This window comes from Enterococcus sp. AZ179, assembly GCF_050498885.1.
In the GTDB taxonomy this organism is placed as follows: domain Bacteria; phylum Bacillota; class Bacilli; order Lactobacillales; family Enterococcaceae; genus Enterococcus_D; species Enterococcus_D entomosocium.
Genome location: NZ_JBMHEO010000001.1, coordinates 391,958 through 417,721, shown reverse-complemented (window position 1 = coordinate 417,721; position 25,764 = coordinate 391,958). Strand labels below are relative to the sequence as shown.

Sequence of the window (25,764 nt, the reverse complement as noted above, 5' to 3'; positions counted from 1 at the left end):
TTTCAGGCAACTTCTTTTTTCACAATTTTTGTTTCCAATACCCAATAATTTAGACAAGACAAATCCTCTGTCTTTGCTTATAATCAAGGACAGAGGTGATAAAATGAATAAAAAAATCGAAGCGTATGAATTGATGCTTCTGCAATTAAAAGGGTTGCTAGAAGCGGAGAGTAATTGGATCGCCAACCTAGCCAACTCTTCTGCTTTACTGAATGAAACATTGGAAGATACAGTGTTTGCCGGCTATTATTTGTTTGAAGAAGGCGAACTGATTTTAGGTCCATTCCAAGGAAGAGTCTCTTGCACCAGAATCACATTAGGCAAAGGGGTTTGTGGGGAATCAGCAGAGAAAAAAACCACATTGATCGTACCCAATGTCAAAGAACATGAAAATTATATTTCTTGTGACTCAGCAGCGATGTCTGAAATCGTAGTTCCCATGGTGGTTGATGATCAGTTGCTTGGAGTGCTGGATATCGATAGTGGAAAAACGAACAGCTATGATGCGATCGATCAGAAATATCTGGAAGAATTTGCTGCTTTATTGGTAGCAAGCCGTCAATAAAGTACTTGTTTTTTAATTTTAACTATAAAACAACATAATGTTTTTAAGTGGGGCGTTCATTGAATAATGAACGCTTTTTTTAGTTATTATTTAAAAATGTCGGGCATATTACTTTATTTAATTAAAATTAGATGATAATATGATAATACAATTAGAAAAATGAGTTTTTAAGGAGAGAATTATGGAAGCAGAAACTATTGTATTAGGTAAAGCATATGAATGTAAACCAGTCGGCTTACAAAGCCGCGTGATCGGTGAAGTGGTCAGAAAAATGGAACGGTGTGTCGTATTAAATGTGATCCGCTACGATGGGATCGATCATGAAGATATCGAAGAACGTTGCGGACGAGTAGTTGCAAAATACAATGAGATCTATCAACCAGCGCTAGTTGAATGCTTTTTTAGCTGATCCATTGGTAATCACCCAATCAAAATAAAATGAAACCATGCATGTAAACCAATTCCCTTAAAAAAAGACTGTTTCTCAGAAGCAGTCTCTTTTTTGATTCTTAGACTCAGGCACCTAGCAAAAGAAGTGCTATAATAGGCGAGAAAACAACAGAAAGCAGGGAATAGGATGGAACTAAAAAAGACGATCGTTGAGGAACAGCAGTTGCTTTTTGAATGGCCGAATGAAGCAGGCCAACTGCAAATTGTTAAGGGAAGTTTAGCGCAAGTCAAAGAAAATACTGTGCTATTTTTTATCAAAGACGGCCAAATTTTCTCAGTAGCAGACGATAAAACCTTTGACGACCAGTTAGAATACGACCGCTTGATGATCCTCACACCACCTTGGGAGATCATGGCTCCTTACTTAGTAGCCTATTATCAAGAACAATATCAGTTAACCAATGGGTCCAAAGCATCCATCGGCATACCCCAAGAGTTGCAGCAAACCATTGCTGCTAGCGAAAAACCATTTGATCGTTTTATCGATTTTCTTGGCTATGGATCTACGAGCAAAAAGACGACAAAAGAGGCAAAAAAAGGGGGCAAACCGAGACACAAATGGTCAAAAGAGTTACAAGATGAACCCTTCATGGTTGACTATCAAGGAAGTAAAGCAAGGGTCTATTGGCAAAAACGCAACGAGGTTCGAATTGAAAAAGGCGCAATTTTGAGTCAAGAGATTCCTTTGAATAAAAACGGCTCGGTTGGTTTTTCTGCTCGCTTAGCGGAAAAAATTCGGCAAGAAAACCAAGCAGCGATCAAAGAGGGACACACGATTGAAGACGTTGTATTAAAAAGTGTCAACGAGGTAGGCATGTTTCTTTACTATGGGGGCACCAATGGTTGGCTGCAATTAAAAGATCAGCAAGGAAGAACCTTGAACGAGCGAACGGTGGAGTAGAAAAGAGAGGCACTGAACAAGAAAGCGATCCACCATAGCTAAATCAATCTGCTTTGGTGGATCGCTCTTATAGTTTAACTAGGAGTAGCCTCTTCATCGATCAAGACAAATTCTTGACCGGTCTTGGACAAAACAAGTTTCGGTTTTGCAGTTCCTTCTTTTTCTGCTCGATACGCCTCTCGGTGCTTTTGCAAATGTTCGGGACGTTTTAACCAAGCTTGAAAGGCTTTTTTCTCAGTCCATTTTGACACCAACTGGAAAACGAGGCTGTCTTTTGATTCTGAAAACCAAGCTTCAGCAGAGTGACAGCCAGCAAATGTTTTCATTGAGGCGGAATCTTTTTTCATTTTAGCAAGAAAGATGTCTTTGCCTTCTGGAATGACTTCAAACGCAACGGTACGGATATACATGAAATTCCTCCTTTAACTGTGAGTGATTTCATTTAGTATAGCGCTAATTGAGAATGATTGTCAATTAGCTATGGAATCTTTTAAGCTTTTTATCGATAGTCATTTTTTGATTAAATCCCTCAAAAGCCTTGAACAAATGAAAAAAGTACGTATAATTAATATACGTACTGAAGAGTCCGAAGAGTATTGGAGAAAATGGATACTTGGGGAAGTCTTTCTTTTCTCACGTGCAGTACTCTTCGTTTGTTTAGTGTACCACTCCCATTTTAAAATAGATACGTTTTTTTTGCTTTCTGAGGAGATTTCTTTTGTTCCTTGAGTTGAAAGGCAAAAAAGTGGGAAGGTTCTGAGAAAGCGCTATGAAGACGAAATTTGCGTCTTTTTTTTGAAATGTTAGGAAAGAAATGTTAGGAAAATAGTGGAAGTTTTTTTATCCGTTTTTATGCTTCATTCTGTATAAGATTGCATTCGAAGTTCTGATCAGTAGGAGATCAGAACTTTTTTGTATGCTTTCTTAGAGCGGCAGATTTTTCAAAGATAGTTGCTAGACAATAGGCTTTGTTTCATTAAGGAATAAAGAATAAGGAAAACTGACATCTCGGTGTAACCTCTTACATTTTTTCGTCGCGTTAAATTGACAGGCTGTATAAACTTGCGGTAAACTCGGTACAACAAACAGAATTTTTTGAATTATCTGAATGTTAGAAGGGGATGAGTGAGAATGGGGAAACGTACCAACTATGCATTAATGCTTGTAGTACTTAGCAGCTTCTTTTTGGCAGCTTGTCAAAATGGCACGCAAGAAAATGAGACGGATTCAACGGGAGCTTCTTCTGTAGAGCAAGTGATCAATGTGCAACTTTCGGCGGAGATGGGCAGTGCCGATATTTCTTTAGCAACCGACTCTTATAGCTTTATTACTCTGAACAATGCTTATGAAGGCCTTTATCGCTTGAATGAGAACAATGTTCCAGTGATTGCCGGGGCAAGTGAAGAAGCTGAAGTCAGTGAAGATGGGCTGACCTACACCATTTCACTGCGGGAAGAGGCAAAATGGTCCAATGGCGATTCAGTTACTGCGGCTGATTATGTTTTTAGTTGGCAGCGAACAGTTGATCCAGCCACTGCTTCCAATTATGCCTATATGCTGGCACCCGTTAAAAACGCTGCCGCTATTTCAGATGGGACGCTAGATAAAAGCGAGTTAGGGATCGAAGCAGTCAATGATCATGAGTTGAAAATCACGTTAGAAAAACCAACACCTTACTTTTTATCTTTACTGGCTTTTCCAACCTTCTTCCCACAAAACGAACGTGTCGTGGAGGAATTTGGTGATCAATACGCCTTAACAAGTGAAAACGCGGCGTACAATGGACCATTCCTATTGACCAATTATGCTGGCCCAGGCACCGATATCCAGTGGTCATTGGAAAAAAATCCGGATTATTGGGATGCCGATTCAGTCAAACTTGAAACAGTTAATTTCGATGTCGTGAAAGACTCATCGACTGCTTATAACTTGTACGAAAGCGGACAAGCCGATGACATTATTTTAAGCGGTGAATTGGCGATGCAGAATGTGAATCATCCTGATTACATTGTTCAGCCTAGTGCAACCACTCAGTATTTAGAAATGAATCAAGCACCAGAAGATTCGCCTTTTCGAAATGCAAATTTGCGGCAAGCCATTTCTTATAGCATGAATCGGCAACAAATCGTTGAGAATATTTTAGGCAACGGCTCATTACCGGCTGTCGGTTTTGTTCCTTCTGACCTAGCTTTCAATCCAGAGACAAAAGCTGACTTTGTAGAGGATGCGGCAACCACGTTAGCCTTTGACGAAGAAAAAGCCCAAGAGTATTGGGAAAAGGCCAAGGCAGAACTGGGTATCGATACATTGTCTTTTGAACTGCTGACCTCAGATACCGACCAATCGAAAAAAATGGCGGAATACATTCAAGGAACCTTGCAGCAAACACTGGATGGATTGACTGTCGAAGTCACAAACGTTCCTTTTTCTGTTCGTTTGGATCGTTCCAATAGCGGCGATTTTGAGATGGTCATGAACAATTGGATCGGGGACTATGCAGATCCAATCAACTTTTTGGAATTGTTCAAAAAAGACAGTTCCTACAATCGTGGGAAATGGCTAAATGATGAATACGACCAATTGATCGAACAAGCCTCCAATGAAAATGCCAACGACCCAGAAGCCCGTTGGGAAAATATGGTGGAAGCAGAAAAAATCTTAAATGAAGATTTGGGCGTTATACCGCTTTTCCAAAGTGCAGAAGCACATCTGCGGTCGCCTAAGATCAAAGGCCTCATCGTTCATAGTGTCGGTGCTGCCTATGATTATAAAAATGTGTTTGTCGAAGAATAAGTAAAAAAAACAATTCTTTCATACATCTACCGACTGACGTAGTCAAACAGTACTGCAGAAAAGAGGAACGCCAAGCGTTCAGCAACTAGAGCAAGGAATAAAGCCGTTCTTTATCTAGCAGTGAAGAGGAATCATTCATTCCAGCTAGATAAGAACGGCTTTTCCTTTTGGGAGGAACACGAATGAAAATCACAGCAGTTGAAACGAAGCTAATTCCGATCCAGCTGAATGCACCGTTTAAAACGGCGCTCAGAGAAGTGCACGCCGTCGAAGTGATTCGAGTGCTGCTTTCTTTTGACAATGGGATCGTTGGCATCGGAGAAGCAGCACCTACCGAAGTGATCACCGGTGATACAAAAGAAAGTATTTTAAAAGATATCGAAACTGTTTTTGCCCCTTTCCTGTTAGGTAGAAAGGTAGATGCCCAATTGCTGGTAATGGATGAGCTTCATGCGTTGATCCAGCATCATACGAGCCCTAAAGCGGCGATTGATATCGCGTTGCACGATGCACTGGCTAAAGTAGCTAACTTACCGCTTTACCGCTATTTAGGTGGTTCTGCCAATACACTGACAACCGACTATACGATCAGTGTTGGTTCACAGGAGCAGATGCTGCAGGATGCGCAAGCGAAAGTCCAGGCGGGATTTCGCTCCTTGAAAATCAAACTAGGAGTAGGCGCGATCGAAGAGGAGGTTGCGAAAATTCGCTGCATCAATGAACGCTTGGCAGGAAAGATCCCCTTTCGAATTGATGCCAATCAAGGCTGGACCAAAGAAGAAGCGGTGCAGATTTTAGACCAATGGCAAGACATTCCGATCGAGTTTGTTGAACAGCCAGTAAAAGCCCATGATTTTGCTGGACTCAGCTATGTGACTGCTCGTACGACGATTCCAATCATGGCCGATGAAAGTCTTTTTTCCTATGAGGATGCCAAACGTTTGATTGCTGAAAACTGCTGCGATTATATGAACATTAAATTGATGAAAAGCGGCGGGATCAAAGAGGGACAAAAAATTTATCAATTGGCAAAAGAGCATCAAATGCCGGTGATGGTCGGTTCGATGATTGAAGGGTATGGGGGAATGGCTGCAGCCGCCCATTTTGCCTTGGGGATGGCGGATGTCCAATTTTATGATCTGGATGTTCCTTTTATGTGGGAGACCCAAACGACTTCCCCTGAAATGCAAGGGATTCTTCAGCGTCCAGGAAGCTTGAGCGTCACCGAACGCATCGGACTAGGAATCAACGAATAAACAGTTATGAGAGGAGCAAAGATGAAACAAATTGTTCAGGCTAGCTCTTCCTTCTTATGGAAGGAACCCAAAGAAAACAAAGTACTAGCAAAAATCAAAGCATTTCCTTTAGAAGCACTGCACACTTTTTTGACTGATGAAGATACGATGCGGCTTTATCAGGAAAGCTTAGTGGACTCCGAAGTATTATATGGGACGATTGTAGAAGTCATCGCCCAAACGGATGGTTGGTCCCATGTGATCGTCTTGGATCAAATAAGCAATAAACACCCACTCGGGTATCTTGGTTATCTGCCGAACGAGGTATTGAAGCCATTGCCACCAGACTATGCAATAGCTAAAAGAAGGATTGGTGTGATTGTAAAAGAAGCCGTGCTTGTTTTTGACTCGACCACACGACTCGTTTCTTTTGGAACAGTTTTACCACTTGTTGGGGAAACCGCAGATTCCTATCAAGTGGCTACGCCTAATGGACCAGCAACGATCGCTAAAGCTTTTGCTCACGTCCTATCGGACACATGGGCAAAGCTCCCAGAAAAAATAATAGCCTTGGCAGAACAATTTATAAACCAGCCCTATGTCTGGGCAGGCATTAGCGGCAGTGGCTTTGACTGTTCTGGATTCATGTATTCGCTGCATCGACTTCATGGTATTTTAATCCCCCGAGATACGATCGAGCAAGCACAACAAGCAAACATCGTACCTTACAGTCAGGCACAACCAGGGGATCTGCTGTTGTTTGCTTATGAAGAAGGAAAAGGCGAAGTCCATCATGTCGGTCTATATTTGGGGGATGACGAAATGATTCATTCAAGAACACCTGGGTCACGGGTCATGAAAACCAAAATCACTGGCTCTAATTATGAACCAGAACTCGCAGTTGTGGCGCGTTATTGGCAAAACCAGCCGAATGAATCACAGGAATACTCATGAACATTCTTTTCATGATCGTAAGGAAAGGGGCATTTGATGGGAAAAGATGACTTGCGTGTAGCAATTGATCCTATTCTAAAAAACTACCAGGCAACGTTGGAAATGGGGGTATGGATCGGTACGCCAACGGAATGTCTTGTTGACTATCAGGGTCAAAAGTCGTTTTCGGCAGCGAGTATTAGTAAGCTTGTTTTGTACGCGTATTATCTTGAACAAATCATCGAAAAAAAGATCGATCCCCAACAGGTAATTTGTGTGAACCCTGTTGATCTGACAGGGGGTGCTGGGGTGATCCGTCTTTTTCCTCAGAAGAAAGGTTGGACCATCAGTGAACTTCTCACGGCAATGATCGCCGTATCTGATAATACTGCGACCAATGTACTATTGGACTTAGTAGGGTTGCCCACGCTTCAGGCATGGATTCAGGAGCCGGAGATCCAATTTGAACGGTATATGATGCGACCGATCAAAGACAAAGAGAACCGCTTGACACCCTCGGTGGCTGCCAAACTGCTACTAAGGTGTGTGGAACGAGAAGAAGCTGCACTAGGATTTTCACCTTTAAATCAGCAGCAATTTCAAGATGGATTAGCGGGGAATTTTGCTGAAACTGCGCAGCCTTCTTGCCGCATTTTTAATAAGACAGGTCGTCTTGACCGCATCGAACACGATGTAGCATATTTACAAGCCAATGAAACGACGATCATCATTGCGGCATTTTCCTATGATAAAGCCGGTAGTGGCCGAGGGATCAGTTGGCTAAGAGAAATTGGTCAAACAGTCTATCAGCAGTATTTTAAGTAAAATACGCTGCGTATCGACCCTCAATCAGAGGCACTCGATCCGCAGCGTATTAATTATTTACAACAATAAAATCCCCCATATCATAGCGGTGCCGTGATTGGGAAAATTCAAAAGGCGTCCCATCGCCGAGGTAAACCGTTTGTTCCACTTCTAAAATGGGATCGGTGGCAGCACAAGCTAAGTATTGCTGGTCGTAGGTGTCTGCACGATCCGCTTTGATACGACGGACAGATGTTCCAATCGAGGAGTGGAGTTGGTTCGTGATGTAGCTATAGACGGAAGAGGTTAAGACTTCTTCGGTAATGCCAGGAATGACATGAAGCGGCATGATGGTATATTCTAAAACAACGGGTATATCGTCAAATAGACGCAAACGAACGATATCATAAATTTGCTGGTCACTGCGAATGTTTAGTTTTTCTTGTTCTTTCTCATCGGGAAAAAGAATGGCAAAAGAAATGATCTTGCTGGTGATCTTTCCTGTTTCTCCAAGGCGCTTGGTCAGCCCGCGATTGATCTTGGCGTTGTAATCGAAGGTTGAATAGGAATCGCTGATAAACGTACCCGTGCCTTTTTTACCGTAAATAATGCCTTCCATTTGTAAAATATTCAATGCTTTTTGAATCGTCACGCGGCTCGTTTGATAATCCGCAGCCAGTTCGGATTGCTTCGGCAATTTTTTCTCTTCTTCGTAAAACCCGTGATTGATTTTGCTCCGTAAATCGGCAGCGATGTCATGGTAGTTCGCCATTTGCTTCACCTCAAAATAATAATAAGTGATAAAACGAAGTATGTAAACGTGGAGCTTTACATACCCTGTTTTAAAGGCTTTTCCTGCGTTTACATTCTTCAAGAAATGAATTACATTTGTAATGTAATCGTTTTCTATCAATTGAAGAATAGGGTATAGGAGGGAGTTTTATGCAAGGATTTATGGATCGACTCGCTGACGTTTTGGGAAAATTTGCCAACAGGATCAACAATTTACGCTACATCATGGTCATTAAAAATGCCTTTGCTGCTTTGATTCCAGTAATCATTACAGGGGCATTTGGTACATTATTTTCAGCAATGGTTTTTGATGCTGAAAATGGATTGGCACAAATCGAGGTACTGCGCTTTTTAGAAAGTTTAAAACCAATCTCATCTGCGGTCAGTTATGTGACATTGAGTTTCTTAACGATCTATGCAGTGTTTCTGATTGGGATTGAGCTAGCAAAACTAAATAAGATTTCTGGGGTCTTTCCAGGAATCATCGCCGTGATGTCTTATCTTTCTGTTAATCCAATGATCTTTGAATTTTTGCACGAAGATGCGACGGTGGTTGCCGAAAACGTGCTGGCTAAGCAATACACGGACACGAAAGGTCTATTTTTAGGCATGTTCGTTGCAATCGTTTCCATCGAGCTTTATGCATGGCTAGGAAGACAAAAACGGCTGCAGATCACGATGCCTGATAGTGTTCCAGGGAATGTTTCGGCAAGTTTTTCGGCATTGTTTCCAACGATTTTCACCGTGACCATCATCGCCACCGCTGGTTTTGCTATCAAGGCGCTCACAGGAATGTATGCTTACGATATCATCTACAACGTGGTTCAACGCCCACTGGAAGGAATCGTTCAAGGCTTACCAGGCATCTTGTTGTTGATGTTTATCGCACAAGTCTTTTGGGTGATCGGGATTCATGGGAACCAGATGGTCAAACCCATTCGAGAACCATTGTTATTGGCAGCGATTGCCGTCAACACGGAAGCCTTTGAAGCTGGAAAAGAAGTACCCAATATCATTACGATGCCGTTTTGGGATATGTATATGAGTATGGGCGGCTCTGGCGTGACGATTGGTTTGCTGATTGCGATTTTGATCGTCGGTAAACGAGAGGATATGCGCCAAATCACTAAATTGTCATTAGCACCTGGGATTTTCAATATCAATGAGCCAGTGATCTTCGGAATGCCGATCATGCTGAATCCCATTTTGGCGATTCCCTTTATCCTCACACCGTTAGTAACAGGAACGATTGGGTACGTGGCGACAAGCCTAGGCTTTGCCGCTAAAGCGGTGGTAATGGTCCCATGGCCGATGCCACCGATCGTCAATGCTTATCTAGCTACTGCTGGGGATATCGGGGCTGTCATCACGCAAGTGATCTGTATTATCGTAGCGATTTTGATCTATCTGCCTTTTGTTTTGGTAATGAATCGTACGACCAATGAAGTTGCATAAAGGAGTTTTGCAAAAATGGTAAAAATACCTGAGACATTTATTTTAGGCGCTGCTTCGTCTGCTTGGCAGACAGAAGGCTGGCAGGGAAAGAGAGAAGGGCAAGATTCGTATCTCGACCGCTGGTACAAAGAAGAACGCTTTGTTTGGCATAATGGCTATGGGCCGGCTATTGCGACGAATTTTATGGAAAAGTTTTCGGAAGATGTTGAACTGATGCAGGAGGTTCATTTGACCCATTACCGAACATCGATCAACTGGGCGCGCTTCTTTACCGACCATGAACAGCTGATCGTTGACGAAGACTATGCTGCTCATATCGATCAGCTTATCGACCAATTGCTTGCGGCTGGCGTCGAACCGATGCTTTGTTTGGAACATTATGAACTGCCAGCTAGTTTGATGGATGCCTATGATGGCTGGAGCTCGCGGAAAGTGGTCGATCTATATACCCGTTATGCCGAAATCGCCTTCGAGCGTTACGGTGATCGAGTCAAACAGTGGTTTACCTTCAATGAGCCGATCGTTATTCAGACTCGTTGCTATCTCGATGCGATCCGCTGGCCCCATGAGCAAAACACAAAAAAATGGATGCTTTGGAACTATCACAAAGTATTGGCGTCCGCCCAAGCGGTGGCTGTCTATCATGAAAAGGGCTACGAGGGGCGCATCGGTTGTGTACTAAATCCAGAAATGGTTTACGCGCGCTCTTCCTCACCGGAGGATCAAAAAGCGCAAAAAATGTATGATCTCTTTTTCAACCGGATCTTTTTTGATCCAATGGTCAAAGGTCATTATCCAGAGGAACTTATCACACTTTGCCAAACCTATGACATCTACTTTGAGCCGACAGAAGAAGATTTGGAAACGATCCGCACCCATACGGTGGATTTCTTAGGTGTCAATCAGTACTACCCGAAACGCGTGCGGGCACCACGATATCAATGGCATTCGGATACACCATTTCATCCAGAAATGTTTTATGAGACATTTGATTTGCCAGGAAAACAAATGAATAACTCCCGTGGCTGGGAAATCTATCCGAAGGTCATGTACGATATGGCTAATTATCTTAAAGAAAATTATGGCAATATTCCATGGCTGATCACTGAAAATGGTATGGGGCGGGAAAATGAAGAACAGTATATGGATGCCACAGGTCAAGTCCAAGATGATTATCGGATTCAGTTTATTACCGAACATCTTTACTGGCTGCTAAAAGCCGTCGAGGAAGGTGCCAACTGCGAAGGCTATATGCTTTGGGCATTTACCGATTGTGTTTCACCTATGAATGCATTTAAGAACCGCTATGGTCTCGTCCGAATTGAGTTAAATGAAGAACGGACCCGGTCATTAAAAAAATCAGCCGCTTGGTATCGTTCCCTTATTGATGAACGGTGGCTTCCATTTGAAGAAAAGCCATTGATTCTGTAATAAAAACCCACGATTATTTCCTAATCCTAAAGGAAATAATCGTGGGTTTTCAGTTAAAAGGGTTGTTTATGAGGAGCAAGTTTCTCCCAGTCAAATATGACACCAATCCCTGGTTCTTCTGGTGCAATCGCACGGCCATCGGATGGATCGATCACTAATGGTCTCGTGGTGTATTGATCGATTGGAAAACTGTGCATTTCAAGATACCCAGCATTAGGCATCGCCGCCAGTAGACTGACGTGTAATTCCTGCATGCCATGTGTAGAAACAGATAAGTTACTTGTTTGTGTTAAGGCAGCAATTTTCAACCAGCCGGTGATCCCACCGCAATTGGAAGCGTCGGGTTGTGGAAAATCGACATTGCCATATTTGATCATATGAGCAAACTCAATAGGGGTGCGCAAGTTTTCCCCGCCTGCGACTGCAATTTGCCCTTCTTTAGCGATACGAGCGTAGCCTTCGTAATCTTCGGGGATTGTTGGTTCTTCAAGGAACAAAATGTCATAAGGCGCCATCAGTTTGGCGGCTTTGATCGCTTTTTCAACAGACCAGCTCATGTTGGCATCCACCATAAAGACAACATCGGGACCAATCAATTCTCTGACCGCTTTTATTCGAGCAATATCTTCGGCAAGTGTTTTTTGGCCCAATTTGATTTTGACCGCTTTTAATCCCATGTCTAAATATTTTTGATTATTGGCTAAGAGTTTTTCAAGAGAAAAGTTTAGATCGATCGCACCACCATAGCATTTGACTTTGTTACTTGCGCCGCCTAAAAGTTTGTAGAGGGGTTCTTGTGCTTTTTTCGCGCGTAAGTCCCATAAGGCAATATCACAAGCCGCAATGGCGAAACTCGCTAAACCGCCTCTGGCAACATAGTGAATGCCCCAGTTCATCTGATCCCACAAGGCCTCCACACATGCTGGATCTTTCCCTAAGAGGATTGCTTTTAGTTCTTTGTCGATCAGTTTGGCAATCGATTCGCCACCGAAGCCACCAGTATACGTATAGCCCACACCTTCACGTCCCTCATCAGTAACGATCTTGACGATAGGCACTTCAAAGTGGGTGTGTAAGCCGTGCTTCGCATCTTCCATGATTTCCGGAAGAGGTATCCGATAATACGCTGTTTGTACATCTGTAATTTTTGCCATTAAAAATCCTCCTCAAACTAATGTTCACGTGTGCATAATCATGTTAGCATGGGAACGCGAGATTGACAAGGCTGAATTTCCTCAAATTCAAAACTTTAAAAGAAGGAGGATCGCTATCGAAGGGATCGCATCTCATCAACTGATGCTTCACGTAACGATTTAGAATATAAACAGATATAGGGAATATTAGCTAGAAATGAAGTGAAACCCCTATAAATTGTCACAAAATAGCATTTTGTTTATTTTTAAAGCATAGTTATTGAATAAAAATCATTTTTGTATTATGATTATCTTAACAACGAGCAATGAAGAGTACTGGGGAAAATGAAAGCTTGGGGAAGTCTTTTATTTGGGATACCCAGTACTCTTATCTTTCTTCAACGACAAGTGAAATACAAAAGAACGACTGAACTTCTTTGGTTCAGTCGTTCTTTTGTATTTCATAAAGCGATCGAGAGTAACTTGTAGTAAGGAAGAAAAAGTTTTTTCTCAATTGACAAAAGAATAATCATTGGCGGTTAAAACAGTACGAGCTTGTTCTACCTGATGCTCCTTGATTAAAATATAATCAGTATTGAAGGTAGAAACAGCAAAAATACTGATTGACTCCTCGGCTAGAAGGGAAGAGATTTTTGCAATAATGCCAATCAAGCTAAAATCCAGCACACCAATTATTTTCATCGCTTTCCATCCATCTTCTCTGTTTAGCGTTTCAGCTGGAACGTTTGCAGTTGGTAACACCAAAGAAAGTTCTTCTGACGTATGGGCAAAAAAAAGAGGAACAATCTTCAGTATCGAAGGATCAATACTCTTTACTTGGATGACAGAAAAAGAGGGAGCCAGTAAGGTTAGTTTCATCTAATCACGTCCTTCGTTTGATGCTTTCATCATATCAAATGGGAAGAACTAAGGGAATAAGCTGTTAAACATTTTCAATTATCAAACCAATTAGCAAAGAGAACGATAGTCTATACCTTGATAGGAGCTCAACCTATCGTTCTGGTATTAAACTTTTCTTCGAGTCTTTAAATCACCAATCTGGAGTTCCAGTTTTTCGAGGGAGCTACCTAAGTCTGTGAGAAAAACATGGAATAATAAGGAGCAGGCATGATAATCTCGGATGATTTTCTGCTTATTCACGGGTCTTTTTTTGTCACTGAAAAATTTTTCTAATACACCGAGTGGTTCTTGCCAAGATTTCAATTGCTCCAAAGTATCTCCTAAACCATATATGTCCTGGTAGCTAATTTCTTTTACCGGCTGCTTATTACTCGTCTTAATACCCATCTTTTCTATTTCTTTCAACGTAACGCCTCCATTCTGATTTTATTGATGTTTGTATAGACACCACTTTTAATCCTATTTTACTATATGATGTCTCTAGGAACAACATCTGTTTGCAGAAAAGGTGGGGAACACATGAACAGAAGAATAGAAATAGGCTTAAAAGAGCTTGTAAAAAGCCGAGGAATTTCTCTAAGAGAGTTAGCACGCTTATCGGATATTGAACCTTCGATTATTAATAAGCTGGCAAATGGAAAACGAGAGAAAGTTTACCTTCAACATATTGAAAGAATCGCTAATGCATTAGAAATTGACGATATTTCAGAAATTATCAGACTCACGAAAAAATAACTTTTTGAAAAGTAGGCTAAGGCAAAAAAGAGAACACTTAGAATATCGTAATCACACTGTAGCGACGTGACTATTCTAAGGTTCTCTTTGTTTTTATATCCTATAGAAATCAGAGAAGGCGACACAGAAGGATTTAGGAAGCACGCCAGCGGACGGCATCACTTCTAGCCCACCACTTTTCGGAGTGGCGGGATTTTTTTTGCGTGCTTTTGAAAAAACTATTTAGATTGGTAGTCAAATAGTGTCACATACTGACACAAGTAAAAAGCCAAAACCCTGTAAAATCAAGGTTTTGGCTCTTAGTGTCACTTACTGACAGTTTAAAATGGAGATGGCGGGAGTCGAACCCGCGTCCAAACATATTGCTACCTAAAAATCTACGCTCATAGTCAACTCATTTGTAGATTCGCTTTACAGCTTGCCGAGTGACAGGCAGTCTGTATCGCTAGTCTGATGATCTCTTTTTTATCTTACAGACGGAAAGATAAAACGTATCCCACTTAGAATAGGACCCTTACTCGAGCACATGGGCGATGCCGAGAGGATCTACGCTAACTGTTTTTAGGCAGCTAAAGCGTAAGAGTTTTCGTTTTTAGCAGTTATATTTAACTGTAACGTTTTAACGTAGACGTAACCTACGAAGCGCAATTCAGGCTCAACTATGCCTGTCGAATCCGTAACATCCCCTTGATAAAAGGGGTATCGCTACCATTCACTAGTATACCATATTTTCGTGCGTGTGCAAAGAATCAGATTAAGTCAAAATGTTTCAGGGCGTGTACGATCCCGCCTTCGGTATTTTTCAAGGTCACGAAGTCTGCCAGCTCTTTTAACTCTTGAATCCCATTTCCCATTGCAATCTTGTGGTCACAAGCTTCTAAAAGGGCGAAATCGTTGCTGCCGTCACCAAAGCCAAAGGTAGGTACATCTTCTAGACCCAATAATTCTACCAAGGTTTTTACGCCAGTCCCTTTAGAAGTCCCGGATTTTACGACATCGATTGAAAAGGGCGTATTACGATAAAAAGTTAGTTCGGGAAAACGCTCATGATAATAAGCATCGTTGCCGACACCTAAAACCAACAACATATTGGTCCGATCAGTTTCATAATGCAGAGGATCGATTTCTGGTAGAGGGCTACGGACGTAGTTATATGCACCAACCATTTCCTCGGTGTGACCAGTCGCCCAATAGCCTTTCTCATTGTAATAACACAGCTCATCGCCATTGTCTTTGACGGCTTGGTACATCCGTGCGCAAAGCTCAGGCTCAAGGGTATCGGAAAAAACTTCTTTGCCATCAATGCGGATAAAAGCACCGTTCATGACGATGTTCGAGGTAATACCAGCTGCTTCACGAATAGCGGTAACTTCAGGTTCGGTTCTGCCTGTTGCAATGATCGGCAGTACTTGGTTTTTACGCAACCTCGCCATCGCCTCAGCAATTTCCGAAGTGATTTGCGAGTGTTCATCTAAAAGTGTACCGTCAAGATCAAAAAAAGTTAATGCTTTATAGGTCATGTATCTTACTCCTAAGGTTTATAGTCATAGTCCACTCACAATCTTATCAAAGATTGAAAAAAAGGCAAACCTTTATGAATAATCGGTGAAGTTGTTGGTAGAAGAAAGAAATTCGAGTATACTATAGGAAGAATGGAGTGAAACGATGATTTTTTTAGTAATTGGTAGCATTTTTTTCTTGATTGGTCTCACTTTTTTTCTTTTTCCATCAAAAAAAATGAACCTTATTTATGGATACCGTTCCTATCTAGCAAAACAAAATGAACGCAATTGGCGACAGGCCCAAAAACTATCTGCCCGATTTTTTCTGCTTTTTGGCGGAATCATGGCGCTCATTGGGTTTGTCTTGAAATGGCAAGAATGGACCAATTTTTTTCTAGTTGAAATGATCGTGATCCCTTGGTTCATCGTGCCGATCTTTGGCCTGATCGAAGAAAATCTGCAACGATTTGATAAAGAACATAGAGGTGAAGAAAATGAATATATTAATGATTGAAGACAATGAATCTGTTTCTGAAATGATGCAAATGTTTTTCTTGAATGAAGGATGGGAAGCAGTATTTAAATACGATGGCAAAGAAGGACTAGAGGCCTTTGCTGCTGAACCAGACAAGTGGGATATGATCACCCTTGACTTGAATCTTCCTTCCATGGACGGCATGATGGTGGCGCGCGAAATTCGTAAAATCTCTAGTACAGTTCCTATTATTATGTTGACGGCCCGTGATTCAGAAAGCGACCAAGTCATCGGGTTAGAGATGGGGGCGGACGACTATGTGACGAAACCCTTTAGTCCATTGACCTTGATTGCACGGATCAAGGCATTACACCGCCGCAGTGAATTGGTTGAAAAAACAACACCTGAAGCTTCCGATGCCACCTTTGATATCGTCACCGATCATTTCAAAATGAACACAAAAACAAGGGAAGCCTATTTAAATGGTAAACCCATCGATGGGTTGACGCCGAAAGAATTTGATTTGCTTTATACGTTAGCAAAAAAACCGCGACAAGTGTTTTCGAGAGAACAGCTGTTAGAACTGGTTTGGGATTACCAATACTTTGGCGATGAACGGACCGTTGATGCACACATCAAAAAACTAAGACAAAAAATTGAAAAAGTGGGGCCACAGATCATTCAAACTGTCTGGGGCGTTGGGTACAAATTTGATGATGCGGGTGCTGCTTAATGCGCTACCTGTATCAACAGCTGATTGCATTTTTTGTGGTGATCTTCGTGATCTTGATGACGATTGGTATTGCGTTTACTCAAATGACACGCCAAACGTTACAAGAACGAAATTATGAGCAGTTAATGGGGTATGCTTCGTCGGTCGCGACGATTTCGCAAATCAGTGATTCAGAATATTTGCAGCAAAATATGACGCGAGATGGCTATCTGCAATATTCTCTGCATTTGGCTGAAAATATTTTGAGCAACCAAGACATTTCTTTTGCTTTCTTTAAAAGCCCCGATGACATTATTTATCCATTAGATAATACTCGTGCGGTGGATTTTCCAATTTCTGAAAAAGACTGGCAATCCTTAGAAAACGGGGCGCGTCTGCAACTGACATCACCCACGAATCTATATGGTGAAAAAGAACTGACTTCCTATGTGTTGATACCTTTTTCTGTCAATCGCACGGATTTTTACGGTGTAATGGTGGTTTCGCAATCGGCAAGCAGTATTTTGAATCTTGTCAGTGCCTTTAATCAAAACTTGTTTAAAGTTTGTTTGATTTCGATCGTCGTTTCCTTATTGATCAGTTACCTATTTGCTACGTTCCAAGTAAGGCGGATCAATCGAATGAAACGGGCAACCAAAGAAATTACTAATGGCAATTTTGATATTTTCTTGCCGGTGCATAATCGGGATGAATTTGATGAATTAGCCGAAGATTTTAATTTAATGACGAAATCCTTAAAAGAATCCCAAGAAGAAATTGAACGGCAAGAAGAACGTCGTCGGCAATTTATGGCGGATGCTTCTCATGAGATGCGTACCCCGTTGACGACCATCAATGGCTTATTGGAGGGCTTAGAGTACAACGCAATTCCTGAGAATCAAAAAGACAATGCGATCCGCTTGATGAAAAATGAAACCAATCGCTTGATTCGATTAGTCAACGAAAACCTTGACTACGAAAAAATCAGGACCAATCAAATCTCGATGGTCATCAAAAAATTTGATGCGACGCAAACCATCAAAAATCTGTTGACGCAACTGGAGAGCAAGGCAGAAATTGCCAAAGATGTGCTGATTTTAGAAACAACCGAGCCAATCGATGTCTACGCGGATTATGATCGTTTCGTCCAGATCATGGTCAATATTTTACAAAATGCGATCCAGTTTACGGAAGATGGAGAAATTCGGGTCCGAATAGAAAAAGGCTATTTAGAAACGATTATCGAAATCAGTGATACGGGGATCGGTATGTCTGAAGAACAAGTCAAAAATATTTGGGATCGTTACTACAAAGTCGATCCGTCCCGTAAAAACCGTCAATTTGGCGAATCAGGTCTAGGCTTATCAATCGTTGAACAGCTCGTACGCCTGCACAAAGGAAAGATCAGTGTAGAAAGTGAACTTGGCAAAGGCACGACCTTTAAAATCTCTTTTCCAGATATCGACTTAAATGAAGAATAAGGAATCGACCGGCAGCAATTCGCTTAGCCGGTCGATTTTTTTGCGGTTCATTGGCAGCAGCCCAAACAAAAAGACTTGCTTTTGCAAGCAAGCCTTTTTGTATGAGGGCTATGTAAACTATAGATAAGTGGTATAGGGCGTATGGGCAAAGCATTCGTCTTCATGGATCAAATAGATGGCAACAGCAAATTGTTCGGCGATTTCTTGGCACAAAGGTAGCAGGATTTGGACCTCTTCTGTTGTTAACGTGCTCAAGACATTTTCGATTAAAAGGGTTTCTCTTTCTGAAAGTAACGCTAAGAGCAGCTGAATTTTGATCTCCTCAAAGGGGCCTAATTCTGTCCGCTCTTTTTTCAAAGCCGATAAGGGAAGCTGAACATAAGGCAGAACACCCTCTAAATCGCCCCCTTTTTTATTTGCAAGAGATACATTGTCCATGACGGATAAAAAGGGAACGGAAGGCCATTGAGCACGAATCAAGATGGCTTTTTTTTGTGAAAGCAGCAAACTTAATTCAGAAGTTTTTGTTTCATTGTCTTTCGAAACATAATAGAAACCAATTGGTTTCGTTAGCTGAGTTGGTTTTTCCATTGTTTTTTCCTCCAATACAGACTATGTCCGCTGGCAATCAAACCAGTAAAACTGGTAACAGCGGCAAGTAAGACGACAAGTGTGTGGCGTGTGCTTTCAAATAAAATAGCAAGCCAAGTGGTGCTGTTCAAATCGACATTTTGGACCAGAATTTGACTATTCTGCGGAATCGTAATGGCGAATTCTTGTCCAGGAAGACTTTGTACAGCCTCCCAAAAGTTATCAGAAGCACGCTCTCGATCAAGGGCAATGATATGCCCACTGAGTAATTCCCGCTGGAAATAAGGCTGGAAGAGTAGCAATAAGACAAAGGCGATCACAGCGGCTGCTAAGAGCGGCAAGAGCATTTCAATGATCTGCATCGCTACCCATTGTCTGGTGGTGGCGCCACTTGCTAACCAAGCTGTGTATTCCGAGCGTTTATATAATTGATAGTAAACTTGAAAGCCAATAAAGACCAGTGTAAAGGCACTAAAAATCAAATAGAACAGTTGATGATAGATTGTCGTGACTGGTTGGATCTCTTCGGCTACTTTCGTTTGCAGATCTTCTGTCGCCAAGAGATCTCTTGTTTGAGCGATCACTTGATCCATCGAATAGATCAAGGCAAACGTCACGATCAAGCCAATCACGGCAAAGAAGGATACAAGCGTATAAAGCACCATGGCTTTTTTATGATAAAAAATGCTGGCAATCGCAAAATGTATAGTTTTCATCTAAGTCACCTCATCCTAGTACATAGTATAAAAGGGGAGTTTGAATAAAGTATGAAGTTCTTGTAGTAAAATATCGAAGCTAAAAAAGTGGCAAGAAAGTTCGACTTTTTCCTATCAAATAGTGCAAAAAAATCCAGCAAGGCAGGTGCCTTACTGGATTGATTATTGGTTGTTCTTACTTTACTCGCCGCTATCTTGTTCCGTCATCTGCTGGTATTCTTGGAAGGTTTTTGTTTGATACAGATCGACGGTCGATTGATTGCCATTTTGAGAAAAGGCACTAGTTGAATCACTGCCTAGATTCTTTTCAATGTCCATCATTTGCTGAAGGGCGTCTTTGTAGTTATAGGTCGAAGGATCAACTTCTTCTAGACCGCTTTTCGCGTAGAATCGTAAAAGGTCACCATTATTGATCTGATCAGAAACCGAAAGTTGCTTGTCGACTTTGGCTTTCCATTCATCGACTTTGGCTTGCAATTCATCGGATGGATCGTTGATCGGCATGCCGGTACGATTGTCATACAATGTACTGCTGTAGTAGGTGTAGTCTGGTGTCACAAAGTCGCCATCGCGGAAAGCAACCAGTTGTTCGTTTTGATCAGAGAATAAATCTTGTCCTAATTGGATATAATTTGATGTATCCACACCCAGTAAGTGCAATAGGGTTGGCAAGGCATCGACTTGGCCACCATACGTATGATTGATGCCGCCGTTTGATTGTCCTGGAATATGAATCATATAAGGCACACGTTGTAACGAGGCATTGTCAAAGTTTGTCCATGTAGAACTTGTTTTTCCAAGCAATTCTGCTAAGTTACGGTTACGAGAATTGGAAATTCCGTAATGGTCACCATATAAAACGATGACTGAGTTTTCGTATAAGCCACTTTCTTTCAAGTAATTGAAGAACTCTTCCACGGCTTTATCCAAATAATTCGCGGTTGCGAAATAGCCATTGATCGTTTGATCAGAAGTGTTCGCTAGCGGGAAGCCGCCTTCTTCATTGGTAAATTCAGAATATGGGTAGTGGTTAGAAACCGCAATGAATTTTGAATAGAACGGTTGTTGCAGACGTTCTAAGTATTGTACGGATTGTTCAAAGAACGGTTTGTCATGTAGACCGTATTGGAATGAATTTTCATCATTGACATCATAATAAGATGCGTCGAAGAAATAATCATAGCCAAACCGTTTGTAGGTTTCATTTCGGTTCCAGAAGGTACCGGTATTTCCGTGGAAAACAGCACTGGTATAGCCTTGCGTTTGACCTAAAATATCTGGAGCTGCCTCAAAGGTATTTTTCCCACCCAGTTGAGTGAATAACGCTCCTTGATTCAATCCAAACAGGGAATTTTCGAATAATGTTTCGGCATCACTGGTCTTCCCAGCTTTTACTTGGTGGAAGAAATTATCAAAACTAAAGGTACTATCGCTATGGTATAAACTATTGATAAACGGCATGACTTCATGTTCCACGCCATCTTCATCTTTCAATTTATAATCGATCAAGAATTGCTGAACACTTTCTAAGTGAATATAAATGACATTCTTGCCTTTTGCGATACCGAACAGATCATCATTTGGTTCTGCGTAATGTTCTTTAACATAGCTCTCTACTTCGTTCATGTCGTTGGGACTCGCTTCGGCACGTACTTGCGAAGCTTGATAAGTTTGTACCCCATCATAAACCGTAAAGGCGTTGATCCCAAGGTATTTCACTAAATAGTCACGAGAAAACGTTCGAGTAAGCAGTTCAGGGCGATCCGCTTCTGCTAAGAAAAGATTGGCAGAAAAGACCATGACAGCTAAGGTTGAGATCGCAAAAGCCATCCGTGCCCGCACAGGACGAGTGTCCATTTTGATTTTTTTCATTGAAAAGGCTGCAATCAGCACGATAAAGTCAATGAAGTACAACACATCGTAGGGACGGAACAAGCGAATTGCGCTTTCTCCTAGACCACTTGCTACTTTTCCTACACCGAGCATCGTGTTGATGGTGATAAAGTCAGTGAATTCTCGATAGTACGAAACATTAGAGAACAACAGCAGAGTCATCAAGAAATAGATCACAAGCATCGTGATATAAGCTGCTTTGGTTCTTCTTACGTACAATGCGATCGACAGCAACAACAAAGTCGTTGCGATCGGATTGATGAATAAGATGAAGTACTGAATGCTGCTTTCAATACCTAGGTGGAAGTCCACCATATAGGCAAAGATATTTTTTAGCCAAAATAATAGGGCTAATAGGAAAAAAAAGCCCATTCTTGTATTCACAAAGGTGGATACTTTATTTTTTTTCAAAGGAATCGTCCTCTCTTTTTCCAGTATAACCGGTAAATTACGATTTTACATCACAGTACATTTTACTAGGCTGTGAAAGACGTGTCAAATGAATTCCTTGTCATGACGCGGAATTAAGTATTTCTTTACTTTCAAGGATACAGACAATACTGTCGCTTTTTGCTATACTAAAAAGGAGAATGAATGGAGCAGATGAACATGAAAATAAAACTAACGAAGCAAGGATCAGCGAAGCTTCGCAAAAAGAATCCGTTGATCCAACGAGAAGATCTTCAACAAGCAATCGAGACGAAGGAGTGGGTCACCTTTATTGATCAGGCCAATCATTTCTTAGGTGTCGGCTATCTTGGGGAACAAAATAAAGGGATCGGATGGGTCGTATCCTTTGAAGAAACAGTGATCGACCAAGCATTCTTTGCGCAACGCTTTGCGAAAGCAAAAGGCAAACGCATTGCTTACTATCAAGATGACCTGACAGATGCCTTTCGTCTGTTTAATGGCGAGGGGGATCAATTGGGGGGACTTACCGTAGATTTGTATGGCGAGTATGTCGTTTTTTCTTGGTACAATGCCACCCTTTATCAACATAAAAAAGCGATCGTGGCGGCTTTTCGTCAAATCTTTCCCGAAATCAAAGGGGCTTATGAAAAAATCCGCTTTACGTCTGAGCTGCCTGAATCAGCATGGGTCTATGGAAAAACGGCACCTGAACCCTTATTGGTGAAGGAAAATGGCGTCACGTATGCGACGTATTTGAACGAAGGACTAATGACGGGCATCTTTTTGGATCAAAAAGAAGTTCGTGGGCAACTTGTTGATGGCTTGGCAGCTGGCAAGACGGTTTTAAATATGTTCAGTTATACGGGGGCGTTTTCTGTCGCTGCTGCTGTCGGTGGCGCTGCTCAAACAACGAGCGTCGATTTGGCAAAACGCAGTCTAGAAAAGACCCGCGAACAATTTGCAGTCAACGGCATTGATCCAGATACCCAGCGTATCCATGTCATGGATGTTTTCAATTACTTCAATTATGCCAGCAAAAAAGACTTGCGCTTTGATGTGATCGTTTTAGATCCGCCGAGTTTTGCCCGCAACAAGAAAAAGGTCTTCTCGGTTGCGAAAAATTATGGCGACTTAGTCACTGATAGTTTGGCGATTTTAGCGCCTGATGGCTTGTTGATCGCCTCAACGAATGCGGCCAATCTTTCACCGAGGAAGTTTCAAGAAATGATCGAAGCATCCTTAGAGAAAGCACACGTTGCTTATGAATGTATTCAAAGTTATCGTCTACCAGCTGATTTTGCGGTAGATAAGCATTTTTCCGAAGGGAACTATCTGAAAGTATTCTTTTATCAAATGAAAAAGGAGTGAAGGAGATGAGCCGATCAAAACCAGTAACGTTTGACAGGAAAACACCGTTGATTTGTGTGCCATTGATTGGGAAAACCAATGAAGAGATCTTGAAACAAGCCATTGCTGCTGAGGAATCAGAGGCACAGATCGTCGAATGGCGTGTTGATCATTACAAACATGTCGAAGACCAGCAAGCGGTCTTAGATGCGTTATCACATATTCGCACGACATTAAAGCACAAAGAGCTGCTCTTCACTTTTCGAACCTTGGAAGAAGGGGGCGAGCGGGCGTTCACATTGACCCAGTACAAAGAATTGTGTTTAGCTGCTGCTGATTCAGGCTTGATCGATTGGATCGATGTCGAATTAGAGAAAGCTGAATTTTTAGGTCGAGCCTTTATTCAAGAAATCAAAAAGGCACAGGTAAAGCTGATATTGAGCAATCATGATTTTGAGAAAACGCCAGAAGATGCTGTGTTGATTTTAAAGATCGGCGTAATGAATCAATTTGGTGCCGATGTTGGCAAGTTAGCGATGATGCCCAAGCAAGTCCAAGATGTTTTACGTTTGATGGGGATCATTACTAAAGCGCGTGGCTTCAACCAACTGCCGTTGGCGATCATGTCGATGGGGGAGCTGGGGAAAATCAGCCGGGTTAGTGGGGCATTGACTGGTTCGGTCTTTACTTTTGCTTCGTTGCAAGGTGCTTCAGCACCTGGACAAATACCGATCGAACGAATGACCAACTACTTACAAGAATTTTCACTCAATGAGTAAGACCAGCCAAGGCCTTCTCTTAAAAGAAACCAAAACAAAAGAGGGATAAAATGGCGAAGAAGAAACAAAAAACCAATGCGATCCGTCAAGTAGAACAACAGAAAATCGCTTATAACGAATACACCTATGAGTGGTCGGAAGACCATCTCGATGCGCAATCCGTCGCTGTGCAACTAGCACGCCCGCAAGCCATCTACAAAACGCTGGTGGCAGTGGGCAACAAAACAGGTCCGCTAGTGGCTGTGATTCCTGGAAACAGAGAAGTGGATCTGAAAAAGTTAGCCAAAGTCAGTGGAAACAAAAAAGTAGAGATGCTGCATCTGAGAGATTTAGAAGAAACGACTGGCTATATTCGCGGCGGCTGTTCGCCGATCGGGATGAAAAAGCTCTTTCCTACTTATATTGATCTTGGGGCGCAGACACTGGAAGAAATCGTGGTTTCTGCAGGAAAGCGCGGGTTGCAGATGGGGCTTGCTCCACAAGCGTTGCAACAATTGACTAGGGCGATCTTTGCCGATTTGTTGGCACCTGAACACGAATAAAAAATCCCCGTGAACCATCTAGAGATGACATTCACGGGGATTTTTGTGCTGTTTTACTCCATGACCTCAATATCGAAAACCTCAATATTTTCTAAACCGCCATAAAAGTCAAACCACGGTGTGGCATATTGTTTTAGAATGGCGTTTAATTCTTCAACATTTTCTTTTCCTTGGGTGTCCAGCCATTCCAACAACGCTTTGGCACCTTGTTTCCCATAAATTTCCACACTATCGCGCCAAGTTGCTCGACCTCCTAAGATTCCTGAGAATTTGGCACCATGTTGACCAGCAAAGGTCAATTCATCGCGAAAGACATTCGCTGGAACTCCCGCACTCAAATAGATAAATGGCCGAGTCGCGGCGTCACTGGCTTCTTTGAAGTAATTGGCTGCTTCTTCTTGCGTATAGACGGCCTCTAAGCCTTCTTTTTGGAAGCCTTCCACTAAGTCGAACTGAACCGGTACTTCGACTTTCAAAATATCGATATGGTAGTGATCTTTCGTCAATTCCTGAATGGTTCGGATGACCTTGCTCGGTTTGATCTTGGCAAAAGCAGGTGATTTGTCATCTGTGATCTCATCATCATAGACGATCGGTTCCACAAATAAGGGAATATCGGCCGCCTGTGCCTCCGTACCTAAACGCTCCAAAAACGCATGTTTGGTATCTAAAATCTCTTGGGGTTCATCTGGATTATAATAAACCAAGACTTTTGCAGCATCCGCACCTTTTTTCACCAAGCGCTGCAACGATTCATTGGGTAAAATCTCTGGCAAACGACCCGGCGTGTTGACATCATAGCCTGTTTTTTCATAGGAAAGGATCAAGCCAGCATTGGGATTCTTTGCTTCGATCCCTAAGAAGCCATATTCCTCATCTAACAAAATACTGCTGACATATTTGGTCAGTTCTTGGGAAACCAACTGTTTGAATTCATAAATGTGTTCCATCGTAAAGTCATCCGGTCCAGTTGCCGCCTTCATCATTTTTTTCATGGAACCACGTTGGTCGATCGCTAGTGCGGCAATCACACCGTCCTCATTTGAAAGTTTTTGCATTCGTTCAAATTTACCTCTTGAAATTCGTTTCATAAAAAAAACCTCCCTCGATCTTGCTATCTTTAGTCTACGCCTACTTTGAGAAAAACCCAACTAATAAGCAAAAAGA

General features: G+C 41.9%; 26 protein-coding genes and 1 other RNA gene. 16 read left to right on the top strand and 11 right to left on the bottom strand.

The window, feature by feature from the left end:
• Positions 1-103 precede the first annotated feature (103 nt).
• The 3 genes from IGI88_RS02075 (at position 104) to IGI88_RS02065 (ending at position 1,916) form a co-directional block, all read left to right on the top strand.
• Complete coding sequence (locus IGI88_RS02075) at positions 104-565, top strand: GAF domain-containing protein (protein WP_008377623.1); 462 nt, start codon at positions 104-106, stop codon at positions 563-565.
• 181 nt (positions 566-746) lie between these two features.
• The gene (locus IGI88_RS02070) at positions 747-974 is read left to right on the top strand and encodes a hypothetical protein (protein WP_005237217.1); all 228 of its coding nucleotides are present in this window, start codon (positions 747-749) and stop codon (positions 972-974) included.
• Positions 975-1,142: 168 nt separating this feature from the next.
• Complete coding sequence (locus IGI88_RS02065; RefSeq protein ID WP_429960148.1) at positions 1,143-1,916, top strand: hypothetical protein; 774 nt, start codon at positions 1,143-1,145, stop codon at positions 1,914-1,916.
• Between the two features lie 74 nt (positions 1,917-1,990).
• Here the strand turns inward: IGI88_RS02065 and IGI88_RS02060 are convergent, their stop codons facing one another.
• Positions 1,991-2,326 (bottom strand): antibiotic biosynthesis monooxygenase family protein, encoded by a 336-nt coding sequence (locus tag IGI88_RS02060; RefSeq protein ID WP_061053883.1) that lies wholly within the window; start codon positions 2,324-2,326, stop codon positions 1,991-1,993.
• A 721-nt stretch (positions 2,327-3,047) separates the two neighbouring features.
• On the opposite strand from IGI88_RS02060, the gene IGI88_RS02055 reads away from it, so the two are divergent.
• The 4 genes from IGI88_RS02055 to IGI88_RS02040 all read left to right on the top strand — a co-directional run bounded on the left by IGI88_RS02055 (position 3,048) and on the right by IGI88_RS02040 (position 7,702).
• Entirely contained in the window at positions 3,048-4,709 is a 1,662-nt protein-coding gene (locus IGI88_RS02055; RefSeq protein WP_086299218.1) for a peptide ABC transporter substrate-binding protein, read from the top strand.
• A gap of 182 nt (positions 4,710-4,891) precedes the next feature.
• Complete coding sequence (locus IGI88_RS02050; protein WP_086299219.1) at positions 4,892-5,965, top strand: dipeptide epimerase; 1,074 nt, start codon at positions 4,892-4,894, stop codon at positions 5,963-5,965.
• A 21-nt stretch (positions 5,966-5,986) separates the two neighbouring features.
• A complete protein-coding gene (locus IGI88_RS02045) occupies positions 5,987-6,898 on the top strand; it encodes a C40 family peptidase (protein ID WP_176285399.1) in 912 nt (303 codons plus the stop codon).
• A 36-nt stretch (positions 6,899-6,934) separates the two neighbouring features.
• Positions 6,935-7,702 carry a serine hydrolase gene (locus IGI88_RS02040; RefSeq protein ID WP_086299221.1) on the top strand — a complete coding sequence of 256 codons (768 nt, stop codon included), beginning with the start codon at positions 6,935-6,937 and terminating at the stop codon, positions 7,700-7,702.
• 49 nt (positions 7,703-7,751) lie between these two features.
• On the opposite strand, the gene IGI88_RS02035 is transcribed toward IGI88_RS02040, so the two are convergent.
• The gene (locus tag IGI88_RS02035; RefSeq protein ID WP_034872495.1) at positions 7,752-8,453 is read right to left on the bottom strand and encodes a GntR family transcriptional regulator; all 702 of its coding nucleotides are present in this window, start codon (positions 8,451-8,453) and stop codon (positions 7,752-7,754) included.
• 170 nt (positions 8,454-8,623) lie between these two features.
• Between IGI88_RS02035 and IGI88_RS02030 the strand changes: the two genes are divergently transcribed.
• Both IGI88_RS02030 and IGI88_RS02025 read left to right on the top strand, forming a co-directional pair.
• The gene (locus IGI88_RS02030) at positions 8,624-9,928 is read left to right on the top strand and encodes a PTS sugar transporter subunit IIC (protein WP_086299222.1); all 1,305 of its coding nucleotides are present in this window, start codon (positions 8,624-8,626) and stop codon (positions 9,926-9,928) included.
• Positions 9,929-9,943: 15 nt separating this feature from the next.
• Positions 9,944-11,359: a glycoside hydrolase family 1 protein gene (locus IGI88_RS02025; protein WP_429960147.1), complete on the top strand. Its 1,416-nt coding sequence runs from the start codon at positions 9,944-9,946 to the stop codon at positions 11,357-11,359.
• A gap of 53 nt (positions 11,360-11,412) precedes the next feature.
• Here the strand turns inward: IGI88_RS02025 and IGI88_RS02020 are convergent, their stop codons facing one another.
• The 3 genes from IGI88_RS02020 to IGI88_RS02010 form a co-directional block, all read right to left on the bottom strand.
• Positions 11,413-12,513, bottom strand: coding sequence for a mandelate racemase/muconate lactonizing enzyme family protein (locus IGI88_RS02020; RefSeq protein WP_005237206.1), 1,101 nt, complete (start codon positions 12,511-12,513; stop codon positions 11,413-11,415).
• Between the two features lie 489 nt (positions 12,514-13,002).
• Positions 13,003-13,371 (bottom strand): ACT domain-containing protein, encoded by a 369-nt coding sequence (locus tag IGI88_RS02015; protein ID WP_005237205.1) that lies wholly within the window; start codon positions 13,369-13,371, stop codon positions 13,003-13,005.
• A 147-nt stretch (positions 13,372-13,518) separates the two neighbouring features.
• On the bottom strand, positions 13,519-13,818 hold the full coding sequence (locus tag IGI88_RS02010; protein WP_016613909.1) for a hypothetical protein: 300 nt from the start codon (positions 13,816-13,818) through the stop codon (positions 13,519-13,521).
• A 114-nt stretch (positions 13,819-13,932) separates the two neighbouring features.
• On the opposite strand from IGI88_RS02010, the gene IGI88_RS02005 reads away from it, so the two are divergent.
• On the top strand, positions 13,933-14,148 hold the full coding sequence (locus IGI88_RS02005; protein ID WP_034872498.1) for a helix-turn-helix domain-containing protein: 216 nt from the start codon (positions 13,933-13,935) through the stop codon (positions 14,146-14,148).
• Between the two features lie 323 nt (positions 14,149-14,471).
• Here the strand turns inward: IGI88_RS02005 and ssrA are convergent.
• Positions 14,472-14,835: a transfer-messenger RNA gene (gene ssrA, locus IGI88_RS02000) on the bottom strand.
• Positions 14,836-14,897: 62 nt separating this feature from the next.
• The gene (locus IGI88_RS01995; RefSeq protein WP_016619858.1) at positions 14,898-15,668 is read right to left on the bottom strand and encodes a Cof-type HAD-IIB family hydrolase; all 771 of its coding nucleotides are present in this window, start codon (positions 15,666-15,668) and stop codon (positions 14,898-14,900) included.
• Between the two features lie 145 nt (positions 15,669-15,813).
• Between IGI88_RS01995 and IGI88_RS01990 the strand changes: the two genes are divergently transcribed.
• Genes IGI88_RS01990 through IGI88_RS01980 form a run of 3 tightly spaced genes read left to right on the top strand, consistent with a single transcriptional unit; the run spans position 15,814 to position 18,318 of the window.
• Complete coding sequence (locus IGI88_RS01990; protein WP_005237201.1) at positions 15,814-16,164, top strand: SdpI family protein; 351 nt, start codon at positions 15,814-15,816, stop codon at positions 16,162-16,164.
• Positions 16,145-16,858 carry a response regulator transcription factor gene (locus IGI88_RS01985; protein WP_005237200.1) on the top strand — a complete coding sequence of 238 codons (714 nt, stop codon included), beginning with the start codon at positions 16,145-16,147 and terminating at the stop codon, positions 16,856-16,858. The genes IGI88_RS01990 and IGI88_RS01985 overlap by 20 nt, the downstream gene beginning before the upstream one ends.
• The gene (locus tag IGI88_RS01980; RefSeq protein WP_087627796.1) at positions 16,858-18,318 is read left to right on the top strand and encodes a sensor histidine kinase; all 1,461 of its coding nucleotides are present in this window, start codon (positions 16,858-16,860) and stop codon (positions 18,316-18,318) included. Before IGI88_RS01985 ends, IGI88_RS01980 begins: the two co-directional genes overlap by 1 nt.
• A gap of 117 nt (positions 18,319-18,435) precedes the next feature.
• Here IGI88_RS01980 and IGI88_RS01975 read toward each other — a convergent pair whose 3' ends face one another.
• The 3 genes from IGI88_RS01975 to IGI88_RS01965 form a co-directional block, all read right to left on the bottom strand.
• Positions 18,436-18,909 carry a hypothetical protein gene (locus tag IGI88_RS01975; protein WP_005237198.1) on the bottom strand — a complete coding sequence of 158 codons (474 nt, stop codon included), beginning with the start codon at positions 18,907-18,909 and terminating at the stop codon, positions 18,436-18,438.
• On the bottom strand, positions 18,888-19,625 hold the full coding sequence (locus IGI88_RS01970; protein WP_005237197.1) for a hypothetical protein: 738 nt from the start codon (positions 19,623-19,625) through the stop codon (positions 18,888-18,890). Before IGI88_RS01970 ends, IGI88_RS01975 begins: the two co-directional genes overlap by 22 nt.
• 180 nt (positions 19,626-19,805) lie before the next feature.
• Positions 19,806-21,890, bottom strand: coding sequence for an LTA synthase family protein (locus IGI88_RS01965; protein WP_016613914.1), 2,085 nt, complete (start codon positions 21,888-21,890; stop codon positions 19,806-19,808).
• Between the two features lie 237 nt (positions 21,891-22,127).
• Between IGI88_RS01965 and IGI88_RS01960 the strand changes: the two genes are divergently transcribed.
• Genes IGI88_RS01960 through ybaK form a run of 3 tightly spaced genes read left to right on the top strand, consistent with a single transcriptional unit; the run spans position 22,128 to position 24,597 of the window.
• Positions 22,128-23,297 carry a class I SAM-dependent rRNA methyltransferase gene (locus tag IGI88_RS01960; protein WP_010749701.1) on the top strand — a complete coding sequence of 390 codons (1,170 nt, stop codon included), beginning with the start codon at positions 22,128-22,130 and terminating at the stop codon, positions 23,295-23,297.
• Between the two features lie 5 nt (positions 23,298-23,302).
• Positions 23,303-24,055: a type I 3-dehydroquinate dehydratase gene (gene aroD / locus IGI88_RS01955; protein ID WP_429969517.1), complete on the top strand. Its 753-nt coding sequence runs from the start codon at positions 23,303-23,305 to the stop codon at positions 24,053-24,055.
• A 50-nt stretch (positions 24,056-24,105) separates the two neighbouring features.
• Positions 24,106-24,597 (top strand): Cys-tRNA(Pro) deacylase, encoded by a 492-nt coding sequence (ybaK, locus tag IGI88_RS01950; protein WP_061053891.1) that lies wholly within the window; start codon positions 24,106-24,108, stop codon positions 24,595-24,597.
• Positions 24,598-24,650: 53 nt separating this feature from the next.
• On the opposite strand, the gene IGI88_RS01945 is transcribed toward ybaK, so the two are convergent.
• The gene (locus IGI88_RS01945; RefSeq protein ID WP_005237193.1) at positions 24,651-25,688 is read right to left on the bottom strand and encodes a tagatose 1,6-diphosphate aldolase; all 1,038 of its coding nucleotides are present in this window, start codon (positions 25,686-25,688) and stop codon (positions 24,651-24,653) included.
• Between the last annotated feature and the right edge of the window lie 76 nt (positions 25,689-25,764).